This window comes from Bacillus cereus group sp. MYBK245-2, from assembly GCF_051916145.1.
Taxonomy (GTDB): Bacteria; Bacillota; Bacilli; order Bacillales; family Bacillaceae_G; genus Bacillus_A; species Bacillus_A pacificus.
Map to the genome: position 1 here is coordinate 41,279 of NZ_JBQAGB010000006.1, position 20,280 is coordinate 61,558.

A 20,280-nucleotide genomic window follows, 5' to 3' on the forward strand; every position below is an offset into this window, starting at 1 on the left:
GTTATGGTTAAATGTGAGTGTATAAAAGGTTTGTTAAAGGAGTTTTGAAATGAAGCGGTTAAAATGGGGAAGGCTGACAGTCCTATTAGTCATTGTTTTAGGGATATGTTGGTTCTTATTCCAAGGAACTCAAAAGAGTGCAACAAGTATAGAGGGACAACCTTTACAAGTGGCAGAACTACCTAAAACAGAATTAGTTGAAAAAGTAGTCCCACCAAAGTACATACCACCGGAAATTGATGCAAAAGCAGCTATGATTATTGATGCGAGTAATGGAGATATTATTTATCAACATAATGAAAATGAGGCTTTTGCGCCAGCAAGTATGTCTAAGATGATGACAGCATATCTTCTATTAGAAAATGTACATAATGGGAAAGTTCGCTGGGAAGATCCGGTGAAAATGAGTGCGAAAGCGGCACAAACAGAGGGAGCGAGAATCCCAGTACAAGTTAATGACACATTAACTGTTAAAGATTTATATCATGCATTAATGATTGAGTCAGCTAATAATTCAGCTGTGGCTTTAGCAGAACATATGGCAAAATCGGAGAAAGATTTCGTTCAGCTTATGAATGCAAAAGCGAAACAGTTAAAAATGTCGGAACATGCTAAATTTGCAAATGCTTCTGGATTACAAGAGCCAGATGGAAGTGAAACAAAAATGACGGCTGGTGATGTAGCAAACTTGGCGTATCATCTTATAAAAGATTACCCAGAAATATTAGAAGTGACTCACTTACGTCAAAGTCAGTTAGCATTTAATAATATTAATGTTATAAGTACAAATGATATGTTAAACAAAAATAATAAAGCTTTATATATAGAAGGAATAGACGGATTAAAAACAGGATTTACAGATAGCGCAGGGTATTGTTTTACGGGTACAGCAAAACAAGGTGATACTCGTATTATTACAGTTGTTATGGGAACAAAAGGTAAAACAAAGCGTTTTACAGAGACGAATAAGCTAATGTCTTATGCATTTGGCTTAGTTAATTAAGTGAAATACTGAGTTGGATCATCATATAAGAAAGGCAATTTGTTGTTACGTACTATCGGTAACAACAAATTGCCTTTTATTTTTTAGCACTAATAAAGTAAAAAGGTAAAAAATGTGAGTGTTATTATTTGAGTTTATTATTGTTTGTTTATATTATAAAGTTAGAAACTTATTAATGATAAGTTTTGAGGGGCATATGATGTGTACATAGGAAAAAGCCTCAAATGAAAATTGGAGGGAATTATGATGGTAAAAGATTTTTACTCAGCGATTGAAGACAGAAGATCTATTTACGCAATTAGTAAAGAACAAGTAGTTTCTGATGAAAAAATTCAAGAAGTGATTTATCATGCTGTAAAACATACACCTTCAGCTTTTAACTCTCAGAGTGCTCGCGTTGTCGTCTTGCTTGGAGAACAACACGATAAGTTATGGGATATTACGAAAGAAACGTTACGAAAAATTGTACCTGAAAATAACTTCGCTTCTACGGAAGAAAAAATGAATGCATTTAAAAGTGGTTATGGAACAGTTTTATACTTCGAAGATAGTGAAGTGGTGGAAGAACTGCAAGAAAAATTTGCATTATACAAAGAGAACTTTCCAATTTGGTCTCAGCAATCCTCTGGAATGTTACAATTTGCAATTTGGACAGCTTTGGAAATTGAAGGGTTTGGTGCTACATTGCAACATTACAATCCGTTAATTGATGAAGAAGTGAGAAAAGAATGGGGGGTTCCAGAAAATTGGAAGCTTATTGCGCAAATGCCATTTGGTAAACCGGTAGTACATGCTGGTGAAAAAGAATACCAGCCTTTAGAAAACCGTGTGAAGATTTATAAATAATGTAGGAACGAGTGGGGGAATTGTTTATCCCCCACTAATTATTATTTGAACCAATCGGGGTTTTGCTACTTATAAAAAGGTGAACAGGGATACAACCTGTTCACCTTTTTATAAGTAGTAAGGATTTTTTTGATAGGAATTTTTCATCTGATTTTTTAATTCGTTTTTACGTGTTTCAATAGTTGATATTTTTTGTAAGGTAATAATTGAAACGAATTGAAAAAAAGCATAGTACAGTTCTATATTTTTATTTATAGGATCATCTATTATGTTTTTCATAAATATACCTCCCTTTTGATTCCACTATTTGCAAGCAATAAAACGCTCATCTTAAAATTCAATTGCTTTCCGTGTAGGGTAAATAAAATGTGTATAGCTTAAAACGCTACTATATATATATGATAATATAAATACCCTATAAATTCCATAGACAGTTAAAAATGGGTAGCGGAATGTGTACTTTCGTCAAATTAGAACAGAATTTTTGAAGTTAAATCTTACAAATCGTCAAATCTTTTAAAAGTGATAGATAGTATCAAAAATAGTTTTCTAAAAATATTATACTATTGATAAAAAAAGTGTTTTTTGTCATGATAAGAGTATACTTCATGGGAGGAACTATACTAAGAAATACATTCTTTGCATTGTGTTAGATGAATAGAATTTTTCGAGTGGATAGAAAAATATATACTAAGATAATGAATGGTATGTCGAATTTTCAATGAAATACATAAGAAATATGAAAAAAGCATTGCAAAAACAGTAAGTTTAATGGTAAAGTTCACATGAAGTTCACACGGATTTCACTTCGCTCGTTTAAAATGAACTCTGTGTGAAAAATAAAACTCTTGTTAAAAAATGGAACTTAATGAATATTTTACTTTGATAATATTGTAAAGTATTAAGTTTATAAGTTTTTTTAAAGAGGATAGTAGGGAAAGGAAGTAAAGACAACTTATGAAAAAAGTAATTGCAGGTTTAGCAGCAGCTTCAGTAGCAGGTGTTGCAGTTCCAGGTATGGATTCTGCTCATGCACAAGTTTCAAACGAAGCGCTAAAAGAAATTAATGGACAAACTCAAACACAAACGACTGTAACTGAAACAAAAACTGTAGAAACAAAATCTGACTTAAAATACACAGTAACTGCTGATGTATTAAATGTTCGTTCAGGTGCTGGTACAGGACATAGTGTTATTTCTAAAGTAAAACAAGGTCAAGTACTACAAGTAATTGGACAAGAAAACGGTTGGTTCAAAGTAACTGTAAACGGTCAAACTGGTTATGTAAGTGGTGACTTCGTAACGACTGGTGGTAAAACAGGAACTACTGTTCAACAAGGAACTGGTACTTACACAGTAAACGTTTCTTCACTTAACGTACGTACAGGCCCAAGTACATCTCATACAGTATTAGGCTCTGTAAATAAAGGTAAAACAGTACAAGTTGTTGGTGAAGTACAAGATTGGTTTAAAATCAACTTCAATGGTGGAACTGGATACGTAAGCAAAGACTTCGTAACAAAAGGTGGTTCTGCTGTATCTAACCAAACACAACAACCAACTACAAACAACAATACTACTACAGTTCAAACTGGTGGTTCTTATGTTGTTAACACTGGTGCTTTAAAAGTACGTACAGGCCCAGCTACATACAACGCTGTAATCGGTGGTGTAACAAACGGTACAGTATTAAACGTTACTGGCGCTGAAAATGGTTGGTACAAAATTAACCATAACGGCCGCACAGGTTACGTAAGTGCAGACTTCGTTAAGTTTGTAAAAGGTGGAGTAAACAACGTTACAAATAACAATAACGTTACAAATAACGTTCAACAACCAGGTAAAGACGTACAAAAGCCAACAACTGGTGGAGATACATCTTCAATCGCTGGATTCGCTAGATCATTAAATGGTTCACCATACAGAACAGCTGGTACAACACCTGCTGGTTTTGATTGCAGTGGATTCATTCACTACGTATTAAATCAAACTGGTCATAAAGGCGCTCGTCAAACAGTTGCTGGATACTGGAGCTCTAAAACAAAAACTAGCAATCCACAACCAGGTGATTTAGTATACTTCCAAAACACTTATAAATCAGGTCCTTCTCACATGGGTGTTTACTTAGGAAACGGTCAGTTCATTAGTGCAGAAACTGATGCAACTGGTGTACGTATTAGTTCTGTAAGTAACTCTTACTGGAGCAAGCACCTATTAGGTTACACAAAAGCATACTAAGAAAAAGTAGATTATATACTTTTCGTATAGAGAAAAGGCTTTCCAGGGAAACTTGGGAAGCCTTTTTATAGTTTAATAAATTGGAAGGTAATAGTTTTTACTGTAACTTCCCGTTTAAAAATCGAGCGTATAGATCATGAAAGTAGTTGGGGCGGAATAAGTTTGCTGCATGTCCTGCTAACGGTATTTCTTTATATAAAACGTTAGGAAGAATGGACTTTAAATCAAAAAGACAAGATTTATAGAGATGATCATGTTCGCCCATTACCCATAGAATAGGGTGGGGAAGTGATTTTAATTTAGATTTTAAATCGAATTCTAACCGGTGACGTAATGATTGAGCAATAATTGATGAATGTAATTGCAATCCGAACCGATAATAAATATTTCTTGAAATGACTGCGAACGGATTTGCCTTTAGTATGCCACTTGGAAAAATGGTATTTGCGTATTGAGAGAGCCATTTAGAGTAATCGTCTCCTCGCTTCTCCCAAAACTTTTGAAATACGTTATATAAAAGGGAAGGGTTATTATAATGTCCACCAATATGACAAATGCTCAAAACTTTTTCTGGATGCATTTGTGCAAAAATGGTAGAGATATAACAGCCGTAGCTTAAAGCGCAAATGTGAGCCTTTTGAATGCCTTCTTTTTCGTATAAATTCAATAATTGATCAACGAGACGCTGTAATGAAAATTCGATAGCTTCTCCTTTATCATCGCCGTGACCTAATAAGTCATAAGTAATAATGTTGTAAGAGGCGGAAAATCGTTTATGCTCTTTTTTGAAAGCACGACGATTGCCGACTAAACCATGAATAAAAATAATTGTTTCCTTTTTAGAATGTATATTTGTTTGCAAAAAGGATACTCCTTTCAATAACTGGAGATTTATATAGTATTGTAAATTGGTTATCTATCATTCACATAGAACAATATTAAATACCAGGTAATAATATCAGATGTTTATATCTGTTGTAAAGATGAGTTTTTATGTATATTTTGTAAAAACAGAAAAAGTGTGTTTACATTCAGTTTACATTTGTATTGTATTCTATTTTTAGAAAGAACAGTTTTGTTTAACACGAGGAGATGACAGAAATGGAAGTTAGAAATGAAATAAAGAAAAAAGGGAGTTGGAGGCAGTTTTTACGCCTTATTCAAGATACAAATCCTTCGAAAGGGATTCTTGTTTTTGCGTTATTCATGAGTTTGCTTTCTACGGGAGCGAGTTTATTTATTCCGATGTTAACAAAAGGATTAGTAGATAATTTTTCACTTTCGTCAATTAGTACAGGACAAATTGTTGGGCTAGTTGCATTCTTTATTATGCAAACTATAGCTGCAGGATTATCTATATATTTACTAAATTATATCGGGCAGAAGATTGTAGCCGGACTGAGAGAACGTTTGTGGAAAAAGGTACTTATATTGCCAGTATCTTATTATGATCAAAATAGAACAGGCGATACAATTAGCCGAATGACAAATGATACAGGTGTTGTGAAGACATTAATTTCTGAGCATTTGTCAAATTTATTAACAGGCGGTATTTCAATTGTCGGATCATTAATCGTATTATTTGTTTTAGATTGGAAAATGACACTTTTACTTTTAACGGTTATTCCATTATCAGTACTGATCTTAGTTCCACTAGGACGAAAAATGTATAAGATTTCAAAAGCGCTTCAAGATGAAACAGCTTCTTTTACAAGTGTGCTAACGCAAGTATTATCAGAAATTCGTTTAGTGAAATCTTCGAACACAGAAAAAAGAGAATATGAAACTGGAAATAAAGGTATCGAGAAGTTATTGCAATTTGGTTTGAAAGAGGGAAAAGTGCAAGCGTTAATTTCACCAGTTATGTCGTTTGTTTTAATGGCATTACTTGTTATTATCGTAGGATATGGCGGGATGCGAGTTTCTAGCGGTGCATTAACAACTGGGGAATTAGTAGCGTTTATTTTATATTTAGTTCAAATTATAATGCCGATGAGTCAATTATCTATGTTCTTTACACAATTCCAAAAGGCAATTGGTGCAACGGAAAGAATTAATACTATTTTAGAATATGAAGTAGAAGACCATGAAACTGGTGTGAAAGTCACAAATGCTAAGCAACCAATTGTTCTTGAAAATGTATATTTCGAGTATAACGAAGAAGAGCAAGTGTTAAAGAATATTGATTTCACAATTGAATCAGGAAAAGTAACAGCGATCGTAGGGCCAAGTGGTAGCGGGAAAACGACATTATTTTCACTATTAGAACGTTTTTATGAGCCAACTAGCGGTGCTATTAAATTAGGGAAAGATGCAATTACGAACTATTCATTACAATCATGGCGACGTCAAATTGGTTACGTTTCACAAGATAGTCCGTTAATTGATGGAACGATTCGGGATAACATTTGTTACGGCGTTGAGGGAGAAGTGACAGATGAAGAAATTGAAAAAGTAGCGGCGATGGCATACGTTGATGCATTTATTCATGATTTGCCAAATGGATATGCAACAGAAGTTGGAGAACGTGGTGTGAAACTTTCTGGAGGACAAAGACAGCGAATTGCCATTGCCCGAGCGTTACTTCGAAATCCACAAATTCTTATGTTAGATGAAGCAACTTCTAGTTTAGATAGTAAATCAGAGTCTGTCGTTCAAAAGGCATTAAATAACTTAATGAAAGGCAGAACAACGTTAGTTATTGCACATAGACTTTCTACTGTAGTAGATGCAGATAAAATTATTTTTATAGAAAAAGGGAATCTTACAGGAAGCGGTACACATGATGAATTGTTACGCACACATGACATGTATCGTGAATTTGCAACGCAACAATTGAAAATTAAAGAGGGCGTATTATAAAATGAATCATCAGTGGGGCTTATACTCCGCTGATGATTCATTTTTACAAGTTATATAAAAGATGCTACGTAGAAAGGAGAGGTTTTCTTTGCTACCAAAAATTTTAATAGTAGATGACGATCCACATATTAGAGAACTTGTTTCTGTATTTTTAGAGCGGGAAGGATTTCAAACATATGAAGCAATTGATGGTCTAGATGCACTTCAAAAAATAAATGAAGTGAAAGTTGATATGGTTATTCTTGATATCATGATGCCGAATATGGATGGATTTGATGTATGTTTTGAATTAAGAAAATACTATGATATCCCTATTTTGATGCTAACTGCTAAAGGAGAAACATCTCAAAAAGTAAAAGGGTTTCATCTTGGTACGGATGATTATCTTGTAAAACCATTTGATCCGATAGAACTAGTAGTGAGGGTAAAGGCGTTATTGAAACGTTATCAAATTACTGTGTCGCAATCAATTCAAGTTGGAAATGTACTGTTAAACCGTAAAACATTTGAAGTTATAACCGGAGAACAAACGGTTACGTTACCACTAAAAGAATTCGAATTGCTCTTTACTTTAGGTTCTAAAGCGGGAAGGACTTGTTCGAGAGAGCAATTAATTGAAGATGTATGGGGATATGATTTTGAAGGGAATGAGCGTACACTAGACGTTCATATAAATCGGTTACGTGAGAAGTTCCAAGAAGAGAAGTCGAAATTTAGTATTAAAACGATAAGAGGCTTAGGATATCGCTTAGAGGTAAGTAAATGAGAAGAAGAGAGCGAATGAATAAGGTGAAGATATTGAAAATAATTGGAGCGGTACTAGCTCTCTTTTCTTTTCTCACAATAATTTGGTCTATAGCCTTTTATGTATCATCAAGTGTAATAAATGCTCTTGAAATACAAGTATCACCTTTTGTTACTTTTTTAATTAGTGATATGGTCGGCTTTGTATTTATTGTTCTTATTTGGGTATTGATTGGGGTATTAATGAGACCGAAGCGAGAGGCGATGATTTGGACTATTATTGAACCGATACAAAAAATTGCAAAAGGGGACTTCTCCGTAAAAATACGAAATGAAGAGAAATATGATGGAGAAATTGGTGTGCTCGTAAAAAGTATAAATGATATGACAGATGAACTAAATGCGATGGAGAAAATGCGCCAGGAATTTGTATCGAATGTTTCTCATGAAATACAGTCACCATTAACTTCTATAAAAGGATTTGCTAGAGCGCTACAAGATAACAATCTTTCCGAGGAAAAGAGAGAGCATTACCTTACCATTATTGAAACGGAAACGACGAGATTATCTAAACTAAGTCAAAATTTACTGAAGCTTACCCTTTTAGAGTCGGAAGAATATACACCAGAAAGAGCGACTTATCGATTAGATCAACAGTTAAAGCAAATTGTGTTAAATAGTGAACCGCTCTGGGCTGAAAAAGAAATTGAATTGGAACTTAATTTAGAGAAAGTGCACATTACTGCTGACCAAGAAAGTATGAGTCAAGTTTGGATAAATTTAATTCATAATAGTATTAAATTTACGCCAAATGGTGGCACGATTACAATTCAGTTAAAAGAATATGAGAAAGTAGTGGAAGTACGTATTCGCGATTCAGGAATTGGTATATCAAAAGAACAGAAGCAACATATTTTTGAGCGCTTTTATAAAGCGGATTCTTCACGAAATCGTGTTTATGGAGGAAGTGGCTTAGGTTTAGCGATTGTGAAAAAAGTACTCGATCTTCATCGAGGAGAAATAAAAGTTGAGAGTGAGGAAGGGAGTGGTACGGAATTTATTGTACGTATTCCGAATTATGAAGAGGAATAGTGTTAGAAGGGGAACCTTCTAACGCTATTTTTCTTTAAAAATACATTTCCCATTACTGCAACTATATTGATAAGCTTTTCCTTCATTATTCATACGGTATGAATAATCTGATTTTTCATCTTTCTTAAAGTCAACGTATGCTTCTGCACCGTTTTTATCATCATCTATATCAATGAAATGAACGTGTCGTATAGAATAATCCCTTTTTTCACTTAAACCTCTTTCTTGTAAGTTTGTATGAATCGCTTGTATTAGTTGATCGAGCAGTGACCAGTTTAAATTGAGATGCTCAAATGATTCAGTATGTCTTCCTAAAATGCCGTTGTCTTGTATTATTTTTTTATTATTATCGTATGTATAAGAGTATGTAAAATAAGGTTCGTCTTTATATACTACTGTTGCATAATAGCCGATATTATAAAGGGGAGTATATTTTCCGGTGATACTTTGTATATCTTCTTGTTTATAACCTTTTATAGTATGAAGGTAATCACTGGTATCTTTTTCTATAAATTTATAGTTTAGTGGATTACCAAATTTGAACTACTCACCACTTAACGTCCTTACGGACTGTTTGAAGTGGGAGACTCCTAAGTACAGAAGCCTAATGGCTTCTAATTCATTAGGCTATCCCCGTAGTTCCTACGGTTAGAAGCCTTAAAGCTTCATTTTTAAGATTGATACTTGCGTTAATATCTCTGTCGTGATGACTATTGCACTCAGGACAATCCCATTCACGAAGATTTAGATTCTTAACGTCTTTATTTTGATACCCACAACAAGAACATAATTGGCTTGAAGCAAATGTTTTGGATACCAGAATGACTTGTTTTCCATACCATTTTGCCTTGTATTCTAGCAACGTTCTAAATTGTGACCAAGATACTTCACTAATCGCTTTTGCTAACTTATGATTTTTTAACATATTCGATACTTGCAAATCTTCTATACCGATAACATCGTGGTTTTTGATGATTTCAGTTGAGATTTTGTCCAAGTAATCTTTTCTAGCATTAGCTATGTATTCATGAATTCTAGCTACCCTTACTCGTTGTTTATTCCAGCGAGAAGATCCTTGCATTCTTCTAGAAAGAACACGCTGTGCTTTTGCCAACTTCTCTTCCAATGAGCGAAAAAATTTAGGGTTTTTATAAGTTGTTCCATCTGACAAAATGGCGAAATCTTTTAATCCTACATCCATTCCAATATAAGAATGTGTTTTCGGAAGTTCTTGCACTTCTGTTTCAACTAACAATGACACAAAGTATCTGCCAGAAGGGTTCCGTCTAACCGTAGCATTTAAAATACGTCCCTTTACTTCACGACTTTTGGCAAATCGAACAAGACCTAGTTTCGGCAATTTCATTTTGTTTCCGACAACAGCAATGTTTTCATTTGTTTGTTTTGTGGTATAAGATTGTACGTTGTTCTTTTTAGATTTGAAACGCGGGGCACTGTTTTGTTTTTTAAAAAAGCGTGTATAAGCATCCACAAGGTTGCGAACAGACGATTGAATAGCAATACTATCCACTTCTTTTAGCCAAACAAACTCTTTCTTCATGGCAGGAAGTTTGGCAGAGCATGTCCCATATGTCAAACCTTTTCCTGTTTCTTTGTATGCATTATCCCATAGAGATAGGAAGTGATTGAATACAAAACGAGAACAACCAATCGTTTTATTGATCAGGATCGCTTGTGCTTTATTTGGATAGATACGAAATTTATACGCTTTATTGATCATCCTTCATTTCACCCCCATTTCGATATATTTCCATTATATATCAAACATACATTCGATAGTTAGTTAAGTGATTATGACAAATTATCCGGTAATACTTTACATATGTCGAACAATTAAGATGACTTCCTGCCATCTCTTGTTCGAAGCCAATTCATCTCCCACCTACTCGCTGGGCTACACCCTTCACGCTCCTTGAGGCAGGAGTCTTCTTGGCTAAATTGATAAAGTATATAGCAAAAAATATGATACATAGTCCGACTGCAGTTAGTAGCAAGAACCATTTTTTTCTTGTCATACACATATACTCTCCTATGTAGAATTTATTTTTATTTTACATGAATTATGGCAAATCCATAAGAATTATAAATAAAAAATTTCTATAGTTACCTACAAGTAACCTACGCACATGAAAGTGCATCATTGCCTTTTTACATAAACATAGATACAATTTTAATATAGTACATAACTGAGATGATTAAGGAGTGTTATACTTGGCAGAATTATTACAAGGCAAAAATGCTTTAATTACAGGAGCAGGTAGAGGGATTGGTCGCGCTGTAGCGATCGCATTAGCGAAAGAAGGCGTAAATGTCGGTCTTTTAGCTCGTTCAGAAGAAAACTTAAAAGCTGTAGCGAAAGAAGTAGAAGCAGAAGGCGTAAAAGCTGTTATTGCGACTGCTGATGTTTCTTCATATGAAGAGGTAACTACTGCAATTGAAACGTTAAAAAACGGTTTAGGATCTATCGATATTTTAATTAATAACGCTGGTATTTCTAAATTCGGTAAGTTTTTAGAATTAGACGTTGCTGATTGGGAAAAAATCATTCAAGTAAACTTAATGGGTGTATACTATGCAACTCGCGCAGCTTTACCAAGCATGATTGAACAACAATCTGGTGATATTATTAATATTTCATCTACAGCAGGACAAAAAGGTGCACCTGTAACAAGTGCATATAGTGCTTCTAAATTTGGTGTTCTTGGCTTAACAGAATCGTTAGCGATGGAAGTTCGCAAACATAACATTCGTGTAACAGCTTTAACTCCAAGTACAGTAGCAACAGACATGGCTGTTGATTTAGGATTAACTGACGGAAATCCGGATAAAGTAATGCAAGCAGAAGATATTGCAGAGTTTATCGTAGCGCAGCTGAAATTAAATAAACGTACATTTATTAAATCAGCAGGACTTTGGTCTACTAATCCGTAAGGGATACATGTATAAACAAAAGAAGGGATATCTATTTTGTAATGAAGTAGATGTCCCTTCTTTATTTTTTGCATATGAGACAGAATTTTCGGTATAATCAAAAGTGGATAGTAGAAAAGCATACTGACATTGCGCGTAGCAATATTGAACGCGCTAATTTGAATGATAGAGTTGAAGTGCGAACAGGATTAGCTTTAGATTCTTTACAACAAATAGAAAATGAGAAGTATGAACCATTTGATTTTATCTTTATAGACGCTGATAAACAAAATAACCCTGCTTATTTTGAATGGGCACTGAAACTATCACGCCCTGGTACTGTAATTATTGGGGATAACGTAGTACGTGAAGGAGAAGTGATTGACAATACGAGTAATGACCCTCGCGTACAAGGGATACGTCGCTTCTATGAGCTAATGCTGCTGAGCCACGTGTAAGTGCTATAGCGCTTCAAACAGTCGGAAGTAAAGGGTACGATGGATTTATAATGGCAGTTGTAAAAGAATAACGAAAGGAGATAAATAGAATGAAAAAGATGTTTGAAAAGTTATAACATGTATCGTATACAACGCAGTTAGCTCGTGGACCTCCAACATACTTCAAAATATAAGTTTATATTAAAAATTGGAGGTTAGGAATAGATGAGAACTGAAAAAGAAATGCTGGACTTAATTATAAATACAGCAAAAGAGGATGAAAGAATTCGAGCTGTCATCATGAATGGATCGCGTGTAAATCCAAATGTGAAAAGAGATTGTTTTCAAGACTACGATATTATATATGTTGTAAAAGATATACGCTCTTTTACGTCTAATCATAATTGGATTCATAGGTTTGGAGAAATAATGATTGTACAAATGCCAGAAGAAATGTCATTAGTTCCACCAGATGGAGACGGGAAGTTTCCGTATTTAATGCAGTTCATGGATGGAAATCGGATTGATTTAACATTAGTTCCGGTTGATTTAATAAAAAAGTTCGTTGGACAAGATAGCTTAAGTAAATTACTTCTCGATAAAGATAATTGTATGGAAGAATTCCCGCCAGCAAGCGATAAAGATTACTTAATAAAAAAGCCTACAGAAAAAGAGTTTTTAGGTTGCTGTAATGAATTTTGGTGGTGTAGTACGAATGTGGCAAAAGGATTATGGAGAGAAGAGCTTTCTTATGCGAAAGGAATGCTTGAAGGACCAGTACGAGATATGTTCATCGTAATGCTAGAATGGCATATTGGTATGAAAACAGACTTTACAGTTAATGCAGGGAAGTTTGGAAAGCATTTTGAGCAATATTTCGAAGGAGATATGTGGGAGCAATTTAAAAAGACATTTTCTAATGCAGAATATGAAAACATATGGGAATCATTCTTTGTCATGGGTGATTTATTTAGGGAAGTGGCGAATGAAATTGCTAGCGCTTATGGATATCAGTACCCGCAAGGTGATGATGACAGAGTGACGAGTTATTTAAAACATGTGAAAGCTTTGCCAAAAGATAGCACATCAATTTATTAACAATAGTAAGTAGTAAGACTGTCCTAATTACGGACAGTCTTATTTTTGTTTATGAATAGGAATTTCTCTAACAAAGTGCAGATGAATCACATATGAAATTTTAGGGAGGTTTTTATTATGTATTGTTTTTATTCGCCACAAATGTTTGCTCCATATCAATGGGGACTAGAACGAGATGTTCCGTATACCTATATGCCATATAACTTATTTTATTACGGAAATTATATAAGCACATTGCCATACACATATACCCCTCAAAGCTATGAAGTACAAATGAAAGCAGATGAACGTGGATCGTGGACACCATTTTCATGGGTCGAAAAATATGCGTACGCATTTTCAGGACCGTACAATAAAGCGGAAGTCGCACTTACATTTGATGATGGACCGGATTTAGAATTTACGCCGAAAATATTAGATAAGTTAAAACAACATAATGTAAAAGCTACTTTTTTCTTACTTGGTGAAAATGCAGAAAAGTTTCCGAATGTCGTAAAGCGTATTGCGAATGAAGGGCATGTAATTGGCAATCATACGTATAGTCATCCAAATTTAGCGAAAGTAAATGAGGTCGAGTACCGTAATCAAATTATAAAAACGGAAGAAATATTAAAACGTTTAGTCGGCTATGCTCCTAAATTTGTACGTCCACCGTATGGTGAAATACTTGAAGATCAATTGAAGTGGGCAACTGAGCAAAACTTTATGATTGTACAGTGGAGTGTGGATACAGTTGATTGGAAAGGTGTAAGTGCTGATACGATTACAAATAATGTGTTAGGGAACTCATTTCCTGGTAGTATCATACTTCAACATTCAACTCCAGGTGGACGCCTGCAAGGATCAGTAGAGGCGCTGGACAAAATGATTCCACAGTTAAAAACGAAAGGGGCACGTTTTGTAACGCTGCCAAGCATGTTCCAAACATCGAAAGAGCGAAAGTGAATGTGTTGCGTAATTGGAAAAAACAGGATTGTGTCGTATAATAAAGCTGTAGGTTAGGAGGGGATATAATTGATGTATGCACTAATAAACATAGGAATGAGTATTTTAATAGGTATTATATTTATACTTGCGGCAATTGTCCTTCAAAAAAATCCACCGACCGATATTAATGCGGCATATGGTTATCGTACGAAACAATCTATGAAAAATAAAGAATTATGGGATGCAGGTAATAGGTATAGTGCGGAAGTGATGAAGCAAAACGGATTCATTATGATGTTCATTGGAAGTGTGATTAGTATACTGTTTAGATATCCACATACAATGATAGCGATTATGGTGATTATGCTGTTATTAATCATTCGTTTATTTATACAAGTAGAGAGTAGATTGAAAATACTTGAACAATAATGAAAAACTAGGACTCCTTGCAGTATGATGCTAGGAGTCCTAGTTTATTTATAGACTATTATTTTCTAGTAAGTCTTTTCCTTGTTCAATAACAAATTCATAGTATGCAAAATCATATGGATAAATATCATCAAAAGTTATCGTTAGCGGTTTATTGCTCAAAACAGAAGTAGCGGTAAAAGATGAAATCTCTCTTTTTAATAGCTGTAGAAAAGAGGTTGCATGTATTTTCATCACATCGTCTACTTCTTGACCCGGTGCGAATGGAAGTGGGTTAATGACATTGTGGAAATAAATATGACAAAACTCGCGATCTGTAAGATTTGAAATTTCATAATCTATTGTAAAGATGCCCTTATATGCTAAATCAGTCGTTTGAAAAGAAAGCCCTAATTCTTCTTCAATTTCACGAAGACCACCACTTTGTACATCTTCATCATGCATAATATGTCCAGCGGAAGTAATATCCCAAATGTTCGGAGCTTCTTTTTTATTTTTAGAGCGTAATTGGAAATATAAAAACATATCTTCCTCATCTTTCTCTACAAACCAACAATGAAATGTTTCGTGCCAATCACCGTCACGATGCACTTCATCACGTAATTTCTTCCCAAGTATATTTTTTTCAGTATCAAATATTGTTAACCACTCTGTCATTTAAATTCCCCTTTCTGCAAATTTTATTATACAATATTTGTAATGAATTTTGGGGAAATAAAGAAAAAAGGAGAGGGTATAAGTGGGTATAGAGAGGACGGAAATAAAATCGATTATTTCAACAGAGGAAGAATTACGGAAAATATTGGGACAACCAAGTGAGAGAGCGTTAAAGAAAGTTATTTCATCACTAGACCACCATTGTATAGATTTTCTATCCAAATCTCCTTTTCTAGTATTATCTACAGCAAATAAATTAGGAGAGTGTGATGCTTCACCGAGAGGAGATGCACCTGGATTTGTTTACGTATTAAACCATAATAAAATCATCATCCCAGAAAGACCAGGCAACCGCCGTATAGACTCCATTTTGAATATTATTTCAAATCCACGTGTAGGATTACTCTTTTTTATTCCAGGCCTTGGGGAGACACTCAGAATAAATGGCCGAGCGTATATAACAAACGACGAAGAAATTTTGCAAGAAATGCAGGCAAATGGATGCATTCCGCTACTTGGGATTGTTGTTGAAATAGAGGAATGCTACATTCATTGTGCAAAAGCTTTTATTCGTTCGAAAATGTGGGATCCAGAATCTTGGTTACATAAAGAAGAGTTACCATCAGCAGCGAAAATGTTGCTGGAGCACGCGAAAGTAAATACTTCTGAAGAGGATGTTGCACGTTCTTTAGAAGAAAGTTATACGAAAAGATTGTATTGAAAAATTTTATTTATATAGTTTTGTAAGGTGAATATGTACATAATTTAGAATGGGATATTTATATATAAACCGTCGATTTATAAGAAGGAGAAACTACAAAATAGGTAAATCGAGTGGTAATTGTAAAATGTTATTGTGAAATATAATAAAAAATGATTTTGAAAATTGTTAGTAAAAATAGGCTTGCTTTTTAAAAAGTTGATAACTATAATAAGTTAACAAATAGACATGAACGAAAAAGTAACGATAAGGACACGGAATCATTTTTACGGTTTGCAGAGAGGGAAGTCAAGGGTGTGAGCTTCCTAACACGAGAAATGATTTTACCACCTTTGAACTTCAATAGTGAACGAGTAATCTAGTAATTATTGACGGAATCAGCCGTTATCTGAACTTGAGCAATCTAGAGAGAAATACGTCTAGATTGGAACAAGGGTGGAACCACGAAAACACATTCGTCCCTTTCCTAGGGATGAGTGTGTTTTTTTATAGTTTTAGAGATTGAAAATTAAAAATAATTAAAAAATAGTATTGATTTTGTTTTTTATGCGAGTATAATGAGTTAACAAATAAACATGAACGAAAAGTAACGATAAGGACATGAAATCATTTTTACGGTTTACAGAGAGGGAAGTCAAGGGTGTGAGCTTCCTAACACGAGAAATGATTTTACCACCTTTGAACTTCAATAGTGAACGAGTAATCTAGTAATTATTGACGGAATCAGCCGTTATCTGAACTTGAGCAATCTAGAGAGAAATATTTCTAGATTGGAACAAGGGTGGAACCACGAAAACACATTCGTCCCTTTCCTAGGGATGAGTGTGTTTTTTTATTACTTTGAAAGGAGGTGCTGTAACATGAAACGATTTGTACGTACGGAAATAACCACCACCTGCATGATTGAAAAGCAGAGTAAGGTGATTGATAAAGATAAAAAATAAAATTGTAGGAGGAGATTAGAAGATGAATAATGTTGTTAATGTAGGGGTGTTAGGATTAGGTACGGTCGGAAGTGGTGTTGTCCATATTTTGAAAGAACATTGTAAAAAAATTGCGCTTGATACAGGGTATGAAGTGAAAGTGAAGACAGTTGCTGTACGTGATTTAGAAAAAGAACGTGATGTTTGTATTGATGGAATCGTAGTAACAAGTCATGTCGATGAAGTTCTAAATGATTCAAATATTGATATTGTAGTAGAGGTAATGGGCGGAATTGAAGAAGCGAAGCAGCATATTGTTAAAGCTTTACGAAATAAGAAACATGTCGTGACAGCAAATAAAGATTTAATGGCTGTATACGGTGCAGAGCTTCTCCAGCTGGCGAACGATAATGATTGTGATTTATGTTATGAGGCAAGTGTAGCGGGCGGTATTCCGGTGTTAAGAGGGTTAACAGACGGATTAGCATCAGATCAAATTGAAAAAATAATGGGAATTGTAAATGGTACAACAAATTACATGTTAACAAAGATGAGTCAAAATGGATGGTCGTATGAAGAAGCTTTACAGGAAGCACAAAAATTAGGTTTTGCAGAATCAGATCCGACAGCGGATGTAGATGGGCTAGATGCGGCGAGAAAGGTAGCGATTCTTGCAAACTTAGGTTTTTCGATGAATGTTTCTTTAGATGATGTACAAGTAAGAGGGATTCGAAAGGTCGAAAAAGAAGATTTACAAATGGCTGAAAAGTTAGGGTTTACAATGAAATTAATTGGTAAAGCAGAGAAACAAGGATCAGCCATTCATTTAAGTGTAGAACCGACTCTTTTACCTAGTCATCATCCATTATCGAATGTAAATAATGAATTTAATGCAGTATATGTTCACGGTCAAGCAGTAGGGGAAGTAATGTTTTACGGACCTGGAGCTGGGAAGTTACCGACTGGTTCTGCTGTAGTAAGTGATATTATTTCAATCGTTAAAAATATGAATCAAGTTCAGAAAAATAAAAGTGCGTTAAAAGAACCAGAGCCGTACGAATTACAGGGAGATGAAGAAGTCGTTTCGAAATATTTCTTGCGTATTTCATTACGAGACGAACCAGGGATGTTGCAAAAAATAACAGAATGTTTCGTTAATTATTCCGTAAGTTTAAAAGAAGTGATTCAATTACCTTTAAATCGTGAACTTGCAGAAGTCGTTGTTGTAACACATCAAACTTCAAAATATCAATTCGAACGAGTTTTAGGAGCGATAGAAGATGTCGCAAGTGAAATAAACAGTTACTACATTATTGAGGAGGAAAAACAATATGTATAAAGGATTATTAAAACAGTATGCTTCTTATTTACCAGTAAATGAAAATACACCTGATGTGAGCTTAATGGAAGGGAATACACCGCTTATCTCGTTATTAAATATATCAAAACAATTAGGAATTCAGTTATACGGTAAGTATGAAGGAGCGAATCCGACAGGTTCTTTTAAAGATCGTGGTATGGTAATGGCAGTTGCGAAGGCGAAAGAAGAAGGTTCAGAGGCCATTATTTGTGCGTCAACAGGTAATACATCAGCATCGGCCGCAGCATACGCGGCACGTCTTGGAATGAAATGTATTATCGTAATCCCAGAAGGGAAAATTGCACATGGGAAATTAGCGCAAGCAGTTGCCTATGGTGCTGAAATTATTTCAATAGAAGGAAATTTTGATGATGCACTAAAGGCTGTAAGAAATATTGCTGCAGAAGAGCCAATCACATTAGTTAACTCGGTAAATCCTTATCGAATTGAAGGGCAAAAAACAGCAGCATTTGAAATTTGTGACCAATTGCAAAGTGCACCAGATGTTTTAGCGATTCCTGTTGGGAATGCCGGAAATATTACAGCGTACTGGAAGGGTTTCTGTGAATATGAGAAAGAAAAAGGATATAAGAAGCCAAGAATTCATGGATTTGAAGCGGAAGGAGCAGCTGCTATTGTAAAAGGGCATGTAATTGACGAGCCAGAAACAATTGCAACAGCGATACGCATCGGTAACCCAGCAAGTTGGTCATATGCAGTAGAGGCTGCTGAGCAGTCTCACGGTGAAATAGATATGGTATCAGATGAAGAAATTTTACATGCGTATAGATTATTAGCAAAATCGGAAGGGGTTTTCGCTGAGCCAGGATCGAATGCTTCATTAGCTGGCGTAATGAAACATGTTCAATCTGGAAAAATCAAAAAAGGAGAAACAGTTGTTGCAGTTTTAACTGGAAACGGCTTGAAAGATCCTGATATCGCAATTTCTTCTAATACATTAGATATTGCAAGTGTTTCAAATAATATAGAACAAATTAAAGAGCATATTAAAGGGGTGATTATGTCGTGATACCATTAAGTATTCGTGTTCCTGCTAGTACAGCGAATGTTGGACCTGGATTCGATTCAGTAGGAATAGCTTTGTCATTGTATTTGCATGTAGTAGTAAAAGAGAAATCTAATAAATGGCAAGTGATCCATTCTTTTGATGAGTCGATTCCGACAGACGATAAAAATTTAATCGTTAGTACGGCATGTAAAGTGAGTCCTTCTTTATCACCTTATATAATAGAAGTTACTAGTAATATCCCATTAACAAGAGGACTAGGAAGTAGTGCATCAGCAATTGTAGCTGGGATAGAGCTTGCGAATCAACTAGGTAATTTGAACTTAACGACTGATCAAAAAGTTCAAATTGCTACAAATTTTGAAGGTCATCCTGATAATGTTGCTGCTTCTATATTAGGAGGAACTGTAATCGGAGCACTTGATGGAAAGAATGTTTCGGTTGTAAGAATTGAAAGTAAGGAATTGGGCGTCATTTCTCTTATTCCAAATGAAGAGCTAAATACAGATGAAAGTCGATCTGTATTACCAGATGTATTCCCTTTTCATGAAGCTGTTAAGGCTAGTGCAATAAGTAATGTATTAGTAGCTGCTTTATGTCAAAAGAAATGGGGAGTTGTAGGCGAAATGATGGAAAGGGATCATTTTCACGAGCCGTATCGTTTAGAGCTTGTACCGTTATTACCATCTATTCGTAAATGTGCAAAAGAATTCGGTGCATACGGTACAGCGCTTAGCGGTGCAGGACCATCTATTTTTATATTAACGCCTTATGAGAAACGTCAAGAAATTGCTGAGCAATTAGCGAGAGTATTTACGTCTATGAAAGTGTGTGAGCTAGAAATCGATCATACAGGAATTACTGTAAATAAAGAAGAACGTATAGAACTATAAAAAAGCTAGCATTGCTAGCTTTTTTTGTTGTAAATAGCTTTTCAGTTGGCATATAAAAGAAAAGTAATCATGTATAATTTAGTAAAGTGTGT

General features: G+C 34.8%; 18 protein-coding genes, 3 pseudogenes and 2 other annotated features. Of the genes and pseudogenes, 15 read left to right on the forward strand and 6 right to left on the reverse strand.

What is annotated here, in order from left to right:
• Positions 1-49 precede the first annotated feature (49 nt).
• Together ACTFRN_RS12235 and ACTFRN_RS12240 are read left to right on the forward strand one after the other, a co-directional pair.
• Positions 50-1,003, forward strand: a complete 954-nt coding sequence (locus ACTFRN_RS12235) for a D-alanyl-D-alanine carboxypeptidase family protein (RefSeq protein WP_000825884.1) — start codon at positions 50-52, stop codon at positions 1,001-1,003.
• A gap of 243 nt (positions 1,004-1,246) precedes the next feature.
• Positions 1,247-1,849, forward strand: coding sequence for a nitroreductase family protein (locus ACTFRN_RS12240; RefSeq protein WP_170932393.1), 603 nt, complete (start codon positions 1,247-1,249; stop codon positions 1,847-1,849).
• 108 nt (positions 1,850-1,957) lie between these two features.
• Here ACTFRN_RS12240 and ACTFRN_RS12245 read toward each other — a convergent pair whose 3' ends face one another.
• Complete coding sequence (locus ACTFRN_RS12245) at positions 1,958-2,128, reverse strand: hypothetical protein (protein WP_011040231.1); 171 nt, start codon at positions 2,126-2,128, stop codon at positions 1,958-1,960.
• Between the two features lie 678 nt (positions 2,129-2,806).
• Here ACTFRN_RS12245 and entFM point away from each other — a divergent pair.
• Positions 2,807-4,087 (forward strand): enterotoxin EntFM, encoded by a 1,281-nt coding sequence (gene entFM / locus ACTFRN_RS12250; protein ID WP_000755519.1) that lies wholly within the window; start codon positions 2,807-2,809, stop codon positions 4,085-4,087.
• A gap of 97 nt (positions 4,088-4,184) precedes the next feature.
• On the opposite strand, the gene ACTFRN_RS12255 is transcribed toward entFM, so the two are convergent.
• Positions 4,185-4,949, reverse strand: a complete 765-nt coding sequence (locus ACTFRN_RS12255; protein WP_001194311.1) for an alpha/beta fold hydrolase — start codon at positions 4,947-4,949, stop codon at positions 4,185-4,187.
• A gap of 239 nt (positions 4,950-5,188) precedes the next feature.
• Here ACTFRN_RS12255 and ACTFRN_RS12260 point away from each other — a divergent pair, with 239 nt between their 5' ends.
• From ACTFRN_RS12260 to hitS, 3 genes are all read left to right on the forward strand, one after another.
• Positions 5,189-6,949 (forward strand): ABC transporter ATP-binding protein, encoded by a 1,761-nt coding sequence (locus tag ACTFRN_RS12260; RefSeq protein WP_000453870.1) that lies wholly within the window; start codon positions 5,189-5,191, stop codon positions 6,947-6,949.
• Between the two features lie 88 nt (positions 6,950-7,037).
• Positions 7,038-7,715, forward strand: a complete 678-nt coding sequence (gene hitR, locus ACTFRN_RS12265; RefSeq protein WP_000937028.1) for an envelope stress response regulator transcription factor HitR — start codon at positions 7,038-7,040, stop codon at positions 7,713-7,715.
• Complete coding sequence (gene hitS / locus ACTFRN_RS12270) at positions 7,712-8,785, forward strand: envelope stress sensor histidine kinase HitS (RefSeq protein WP_001254315.1); 1,074 nt, start codon at positions 7,712-7,714, stop codon at positions 8,783-8,785. Before hitR ends, hitS begins: the two co-directional genes overlap by 4 nt.
• Before the next feature lie 24 nt (positions 8,786-8,809).
• Here the strand turns inward: hitS and ACTFRN_RS12275 are convergent.
• From ACTFRN_RS12275 to ACTFRN_RS12285, 3 genes and pseudogenes are all read right to left on the reverse strand, one after another.
• Positions 8,810-9,328, reverse strand: a pseudogene (locus ACTFRN_RS12275) (DUF3139 domain-containing protein); the annotation flags it as partial.
• A gap of 79 nt (positions 9,329-9,407) precedes the next feature.
• Complete coding sequence (tnpB, locus tag ACTFRN_RS12280) at positions 9,408-10,526, reverse strand: IS200/IS605 family element RNA-guided endonuclease TnpB (RefSeq protein ID WP_000608416.1); 1,119 nt, start codon at positions 10,524-10,526, stop codon at positions 9,408-9,410.
• Positions 10,527-10,746: 220 nt separating this feature from the next.
• Positions 10,747-10,827 (reverse strand): annotated as a pseudogene (locus ACTFRN_RS12285) (DUF3139 domain-containing protein); the annotation flags it as partial.
• A gap of 190 nt (positions 10,828-11,017) precedes the next feature.
• Here ACTFRN_RS12285 and ACTFRN_RS12290 point away from each other — a divergent pair.
• The 5 genes and pseudogenes from ACTFRN_RS12290 to ACTFRN_RS12310 all read left to right on the forward strand — a co-directional run bounded on the left by ACTFRN_RS12290 (position 11,018) and on the right by ACTFRN_RS12310 (position 14,607).
• Positions 11,018-11,737, forward strand: a complete 720-nt coding sequence (locus tag ACTFRN_RS12290; RefSeq protein WP_000818985.1) for a 3-ketoacyl-ACP reductase — start codon at positions 11,018-11,020, stop codon at positions 11,735-11,737.
• A 113-nt stretch (positions 11,738-11,850) separates the two neighbouring features.
• Positions 11,851-12,245, forward strand: a pseudogene (locus ACTFRN_RS12295) (O-methyltransferase); the annotation flags it as partial.
• Positions 12,246-12,378: 133 nt separating this feature from the next.
• On the forward strand, positions 12,379-13,251 hold the full coding sequence (locus tag ACTFRN_RS12300; protein WP_001258521.1) for an aminoglycoside 6-adenylyltransferase: 873 nt from the start codon (positions 12,379-12,381) through the stop codon (positions 13,249-13,251).
• A 117-nt stretch (positions 13,252-13,368) separates the two neighbouring features.
• Positions 13,369-14,196 carry a peptidoglycan-N-acetylglucosamine deacetylase gene (locus tag ACTFRN_RS12305; RefSeq protein ID WP_049112601.1) on the forward strand — a complete coding sequence of 276 codons (828 nt, stop codon included), beginning with the start codon at positions 13,369-13,371 and terminating at the stop codon, positions 14,194-14,196.
• Positions 14,197-14,268: 72 nt separating this feature from the next.
• Complete coding sequence (locus ACTFRN_RS12310; RefSeq protein WP_014893821.1) at positions 14,269-14,607, forward strand: SdpI family protein; 339 nt, start codon at positions 14,269-14,271, stop codon at positions 14,605-14,607.
• A gap of 48 nt (positions 14,608-14,655) precedes the next feature.
• Here ACTFRN_RS12310 and ACTFRN_RS12315 read toward each other — a convergent pair whose 3' ends face one another.
• Positions 14,656-15,264, reverse strand: a complete 609-nt coding sequence (locus ACTFRN_RS12315) for an NUDIX hydrolase (protein ID WP_074567823.1) — start codon at positions 15,262-15,264, stop codon at positions 14,656-14,658.
• Between the two features lie 82 nt (positions 15,265-15,346).
• Here ACTFRN_RS12315 and ACTFRN_RS12320 point away from each other — a divergent pair, with 82 nt between their 5' ends.
• The 4 genes from ACTFRN_RS12320 (at position 15,347) to thrB (ending at position 20,188) form a co-directional block, all read left to right on the forward strand.
• Positions 15,347-15,985, forward strand: coding sequence for a pyridoxamine 5'-phosphate oxidase family protein (locus ACTFRN_RS12320; protein ID WP_074567824.1), 639 nt, complete (start codon positions 15,347-15,349; stop codon positions 15,983-15,985).
• Positions 15,986-16,219: 234 nt separating this feature from the next.
• Positions 16,220-16,451, forward strand: a binding site (T-box leader).
• Positions 16,452-16,565: 114 nt separating this feature from the next.
• Positions 16,566-16,797: a binding site (T-box leader), on the forward strand.
• Between the two features lie 154 nt (positions 16,798-16,951).
• Entirely contained in the window at positions 16,952-18,247 is a 1,296-nt protein-coding gene (locus tag ACTFRN_RS12325; RefSeq protein ID WP_001067136.1) for a homoserine dehydrogenase, read from the forward strand.
• Positions 18,240-19,298, forward strand: coding sequence for a threonine synthase (gene thrC, locus ACTFRN_RS12330; RefSeq protein ID WP_088106647.1), 1,059 nt, complete (start codon positions 18,240-18,242; stop codon positions 19,296-19,298). Before ACTFRN_RS12325 ends, thrC begins: the two co-directional genes overlap by 8 nt.
• Positions 19,295-20,188, forward strand: coding sequence for a homoserine kinase (gene thrB, locus ACTFRN_RS12335; protein ID WP_074567826.1), 894 nt, complete (start codon positions 19,295-19,297; stop codon positions 20,186-20,188). The genes thrC and thrB overlap by 4 nt, the downstream gene beginning before the upstream one ends.
• Positions 20,189-20,280: the final 92 nt, after the last annotated feature.

Excerpts from the sequence above, each read along its gene's own strand:
- ACTFRN_RS12235 (WP_000825884.1), top strand. The coding sequence starts at position 50 with ATGAAGCGGTTAAAATGGGGAAGGCTGACAGTCCTATTAGTCATTGTT.
- ACTFRN_RS12240 (WP_170932393.1), top strand. The coding sequence starts at position 1,247 with ATGATGGTAAAAGATTTTTACTCAGCGATTGAAGACAGAAGATCTATT.
- ACTFRN_RS12245 (WP_011040231.1), bottom strand. The coding sequence starts at position 2,128 with ATGAAAAACATAATAGATGATCCTATAAATAAAAATATAGAACTGTAC.
- entFM (WP_000755519.1), top strand. The coding sequence starts at position 2,807 with ATGAAAAAAGTAATTGCAGGTTTAGCAGCAGCTTCAGTAGCAGGTGTT.
- ACTFRN_RS12260 (WP_000453870.1), top strand. The coding sequence starts at position 5,189 with ATGGAAGTTAGAAATGAAATAAAGAAAAAAGGGAGTTGGAGGCAGTTT.
- hitS (WP_001254315.1), top strand. The coding sequence starts at position 7,712 with ATGAGAAGAAGAGAGCGAATGAATAAGGTGAAGATATTGAAAATAATT.
- tnpB (WP_000608416.1), bottom strand. The coding sequence starts at position 10,526 with ATGATCAATAAAGCGTATAAATTTCGTATCTATCCAAATAAAGCACAA.
- ACTFRN_RS12300 (WP_001258521.1), top strand. The coding sequence starts at position 12,379 with ATGAGAACTGAAAAAGAAATGCTGGACTTAATTATAAATACAGCAAAA.
- ACTFRN_RS12305 (WP_049112601.1), top strand. The coding sequence starts at position 13,369 with ATGTATTGTTTTTATTCGCCACAAATGTTTGCTCCATATCAATGGGGA.
- ACTFRN_RS12310 (WP_014893821.1), top strand. The coding sequence starts at position 14,269 with ATGTATGCACTAATAAACATAGGAATGAGTATTTTAATAGGTATTATA.
- ACTFRN_RS12315 (WP_074567823.1), bottom strand. The coding sequence starts at position 15,264 with ATGACAGAGTGGTTAACAATATTTGATACTGAAAAAAATATACTTGGG.
- ACTFRN_RS12325 (WP_001067136.1), top strand. The coding sequence starts at position 16,952 with ATGAATAATGTTGTTAATGTAGGGGTGTTAGGATTAGGTACGGTCGGA.
- thrC (WP_088106647.1), top strand. The coding sequence starts at position 18,240 with ATGTATAAAGGATTATTAAAACAGTATGCTTCTTATTTACCAGTAAAT.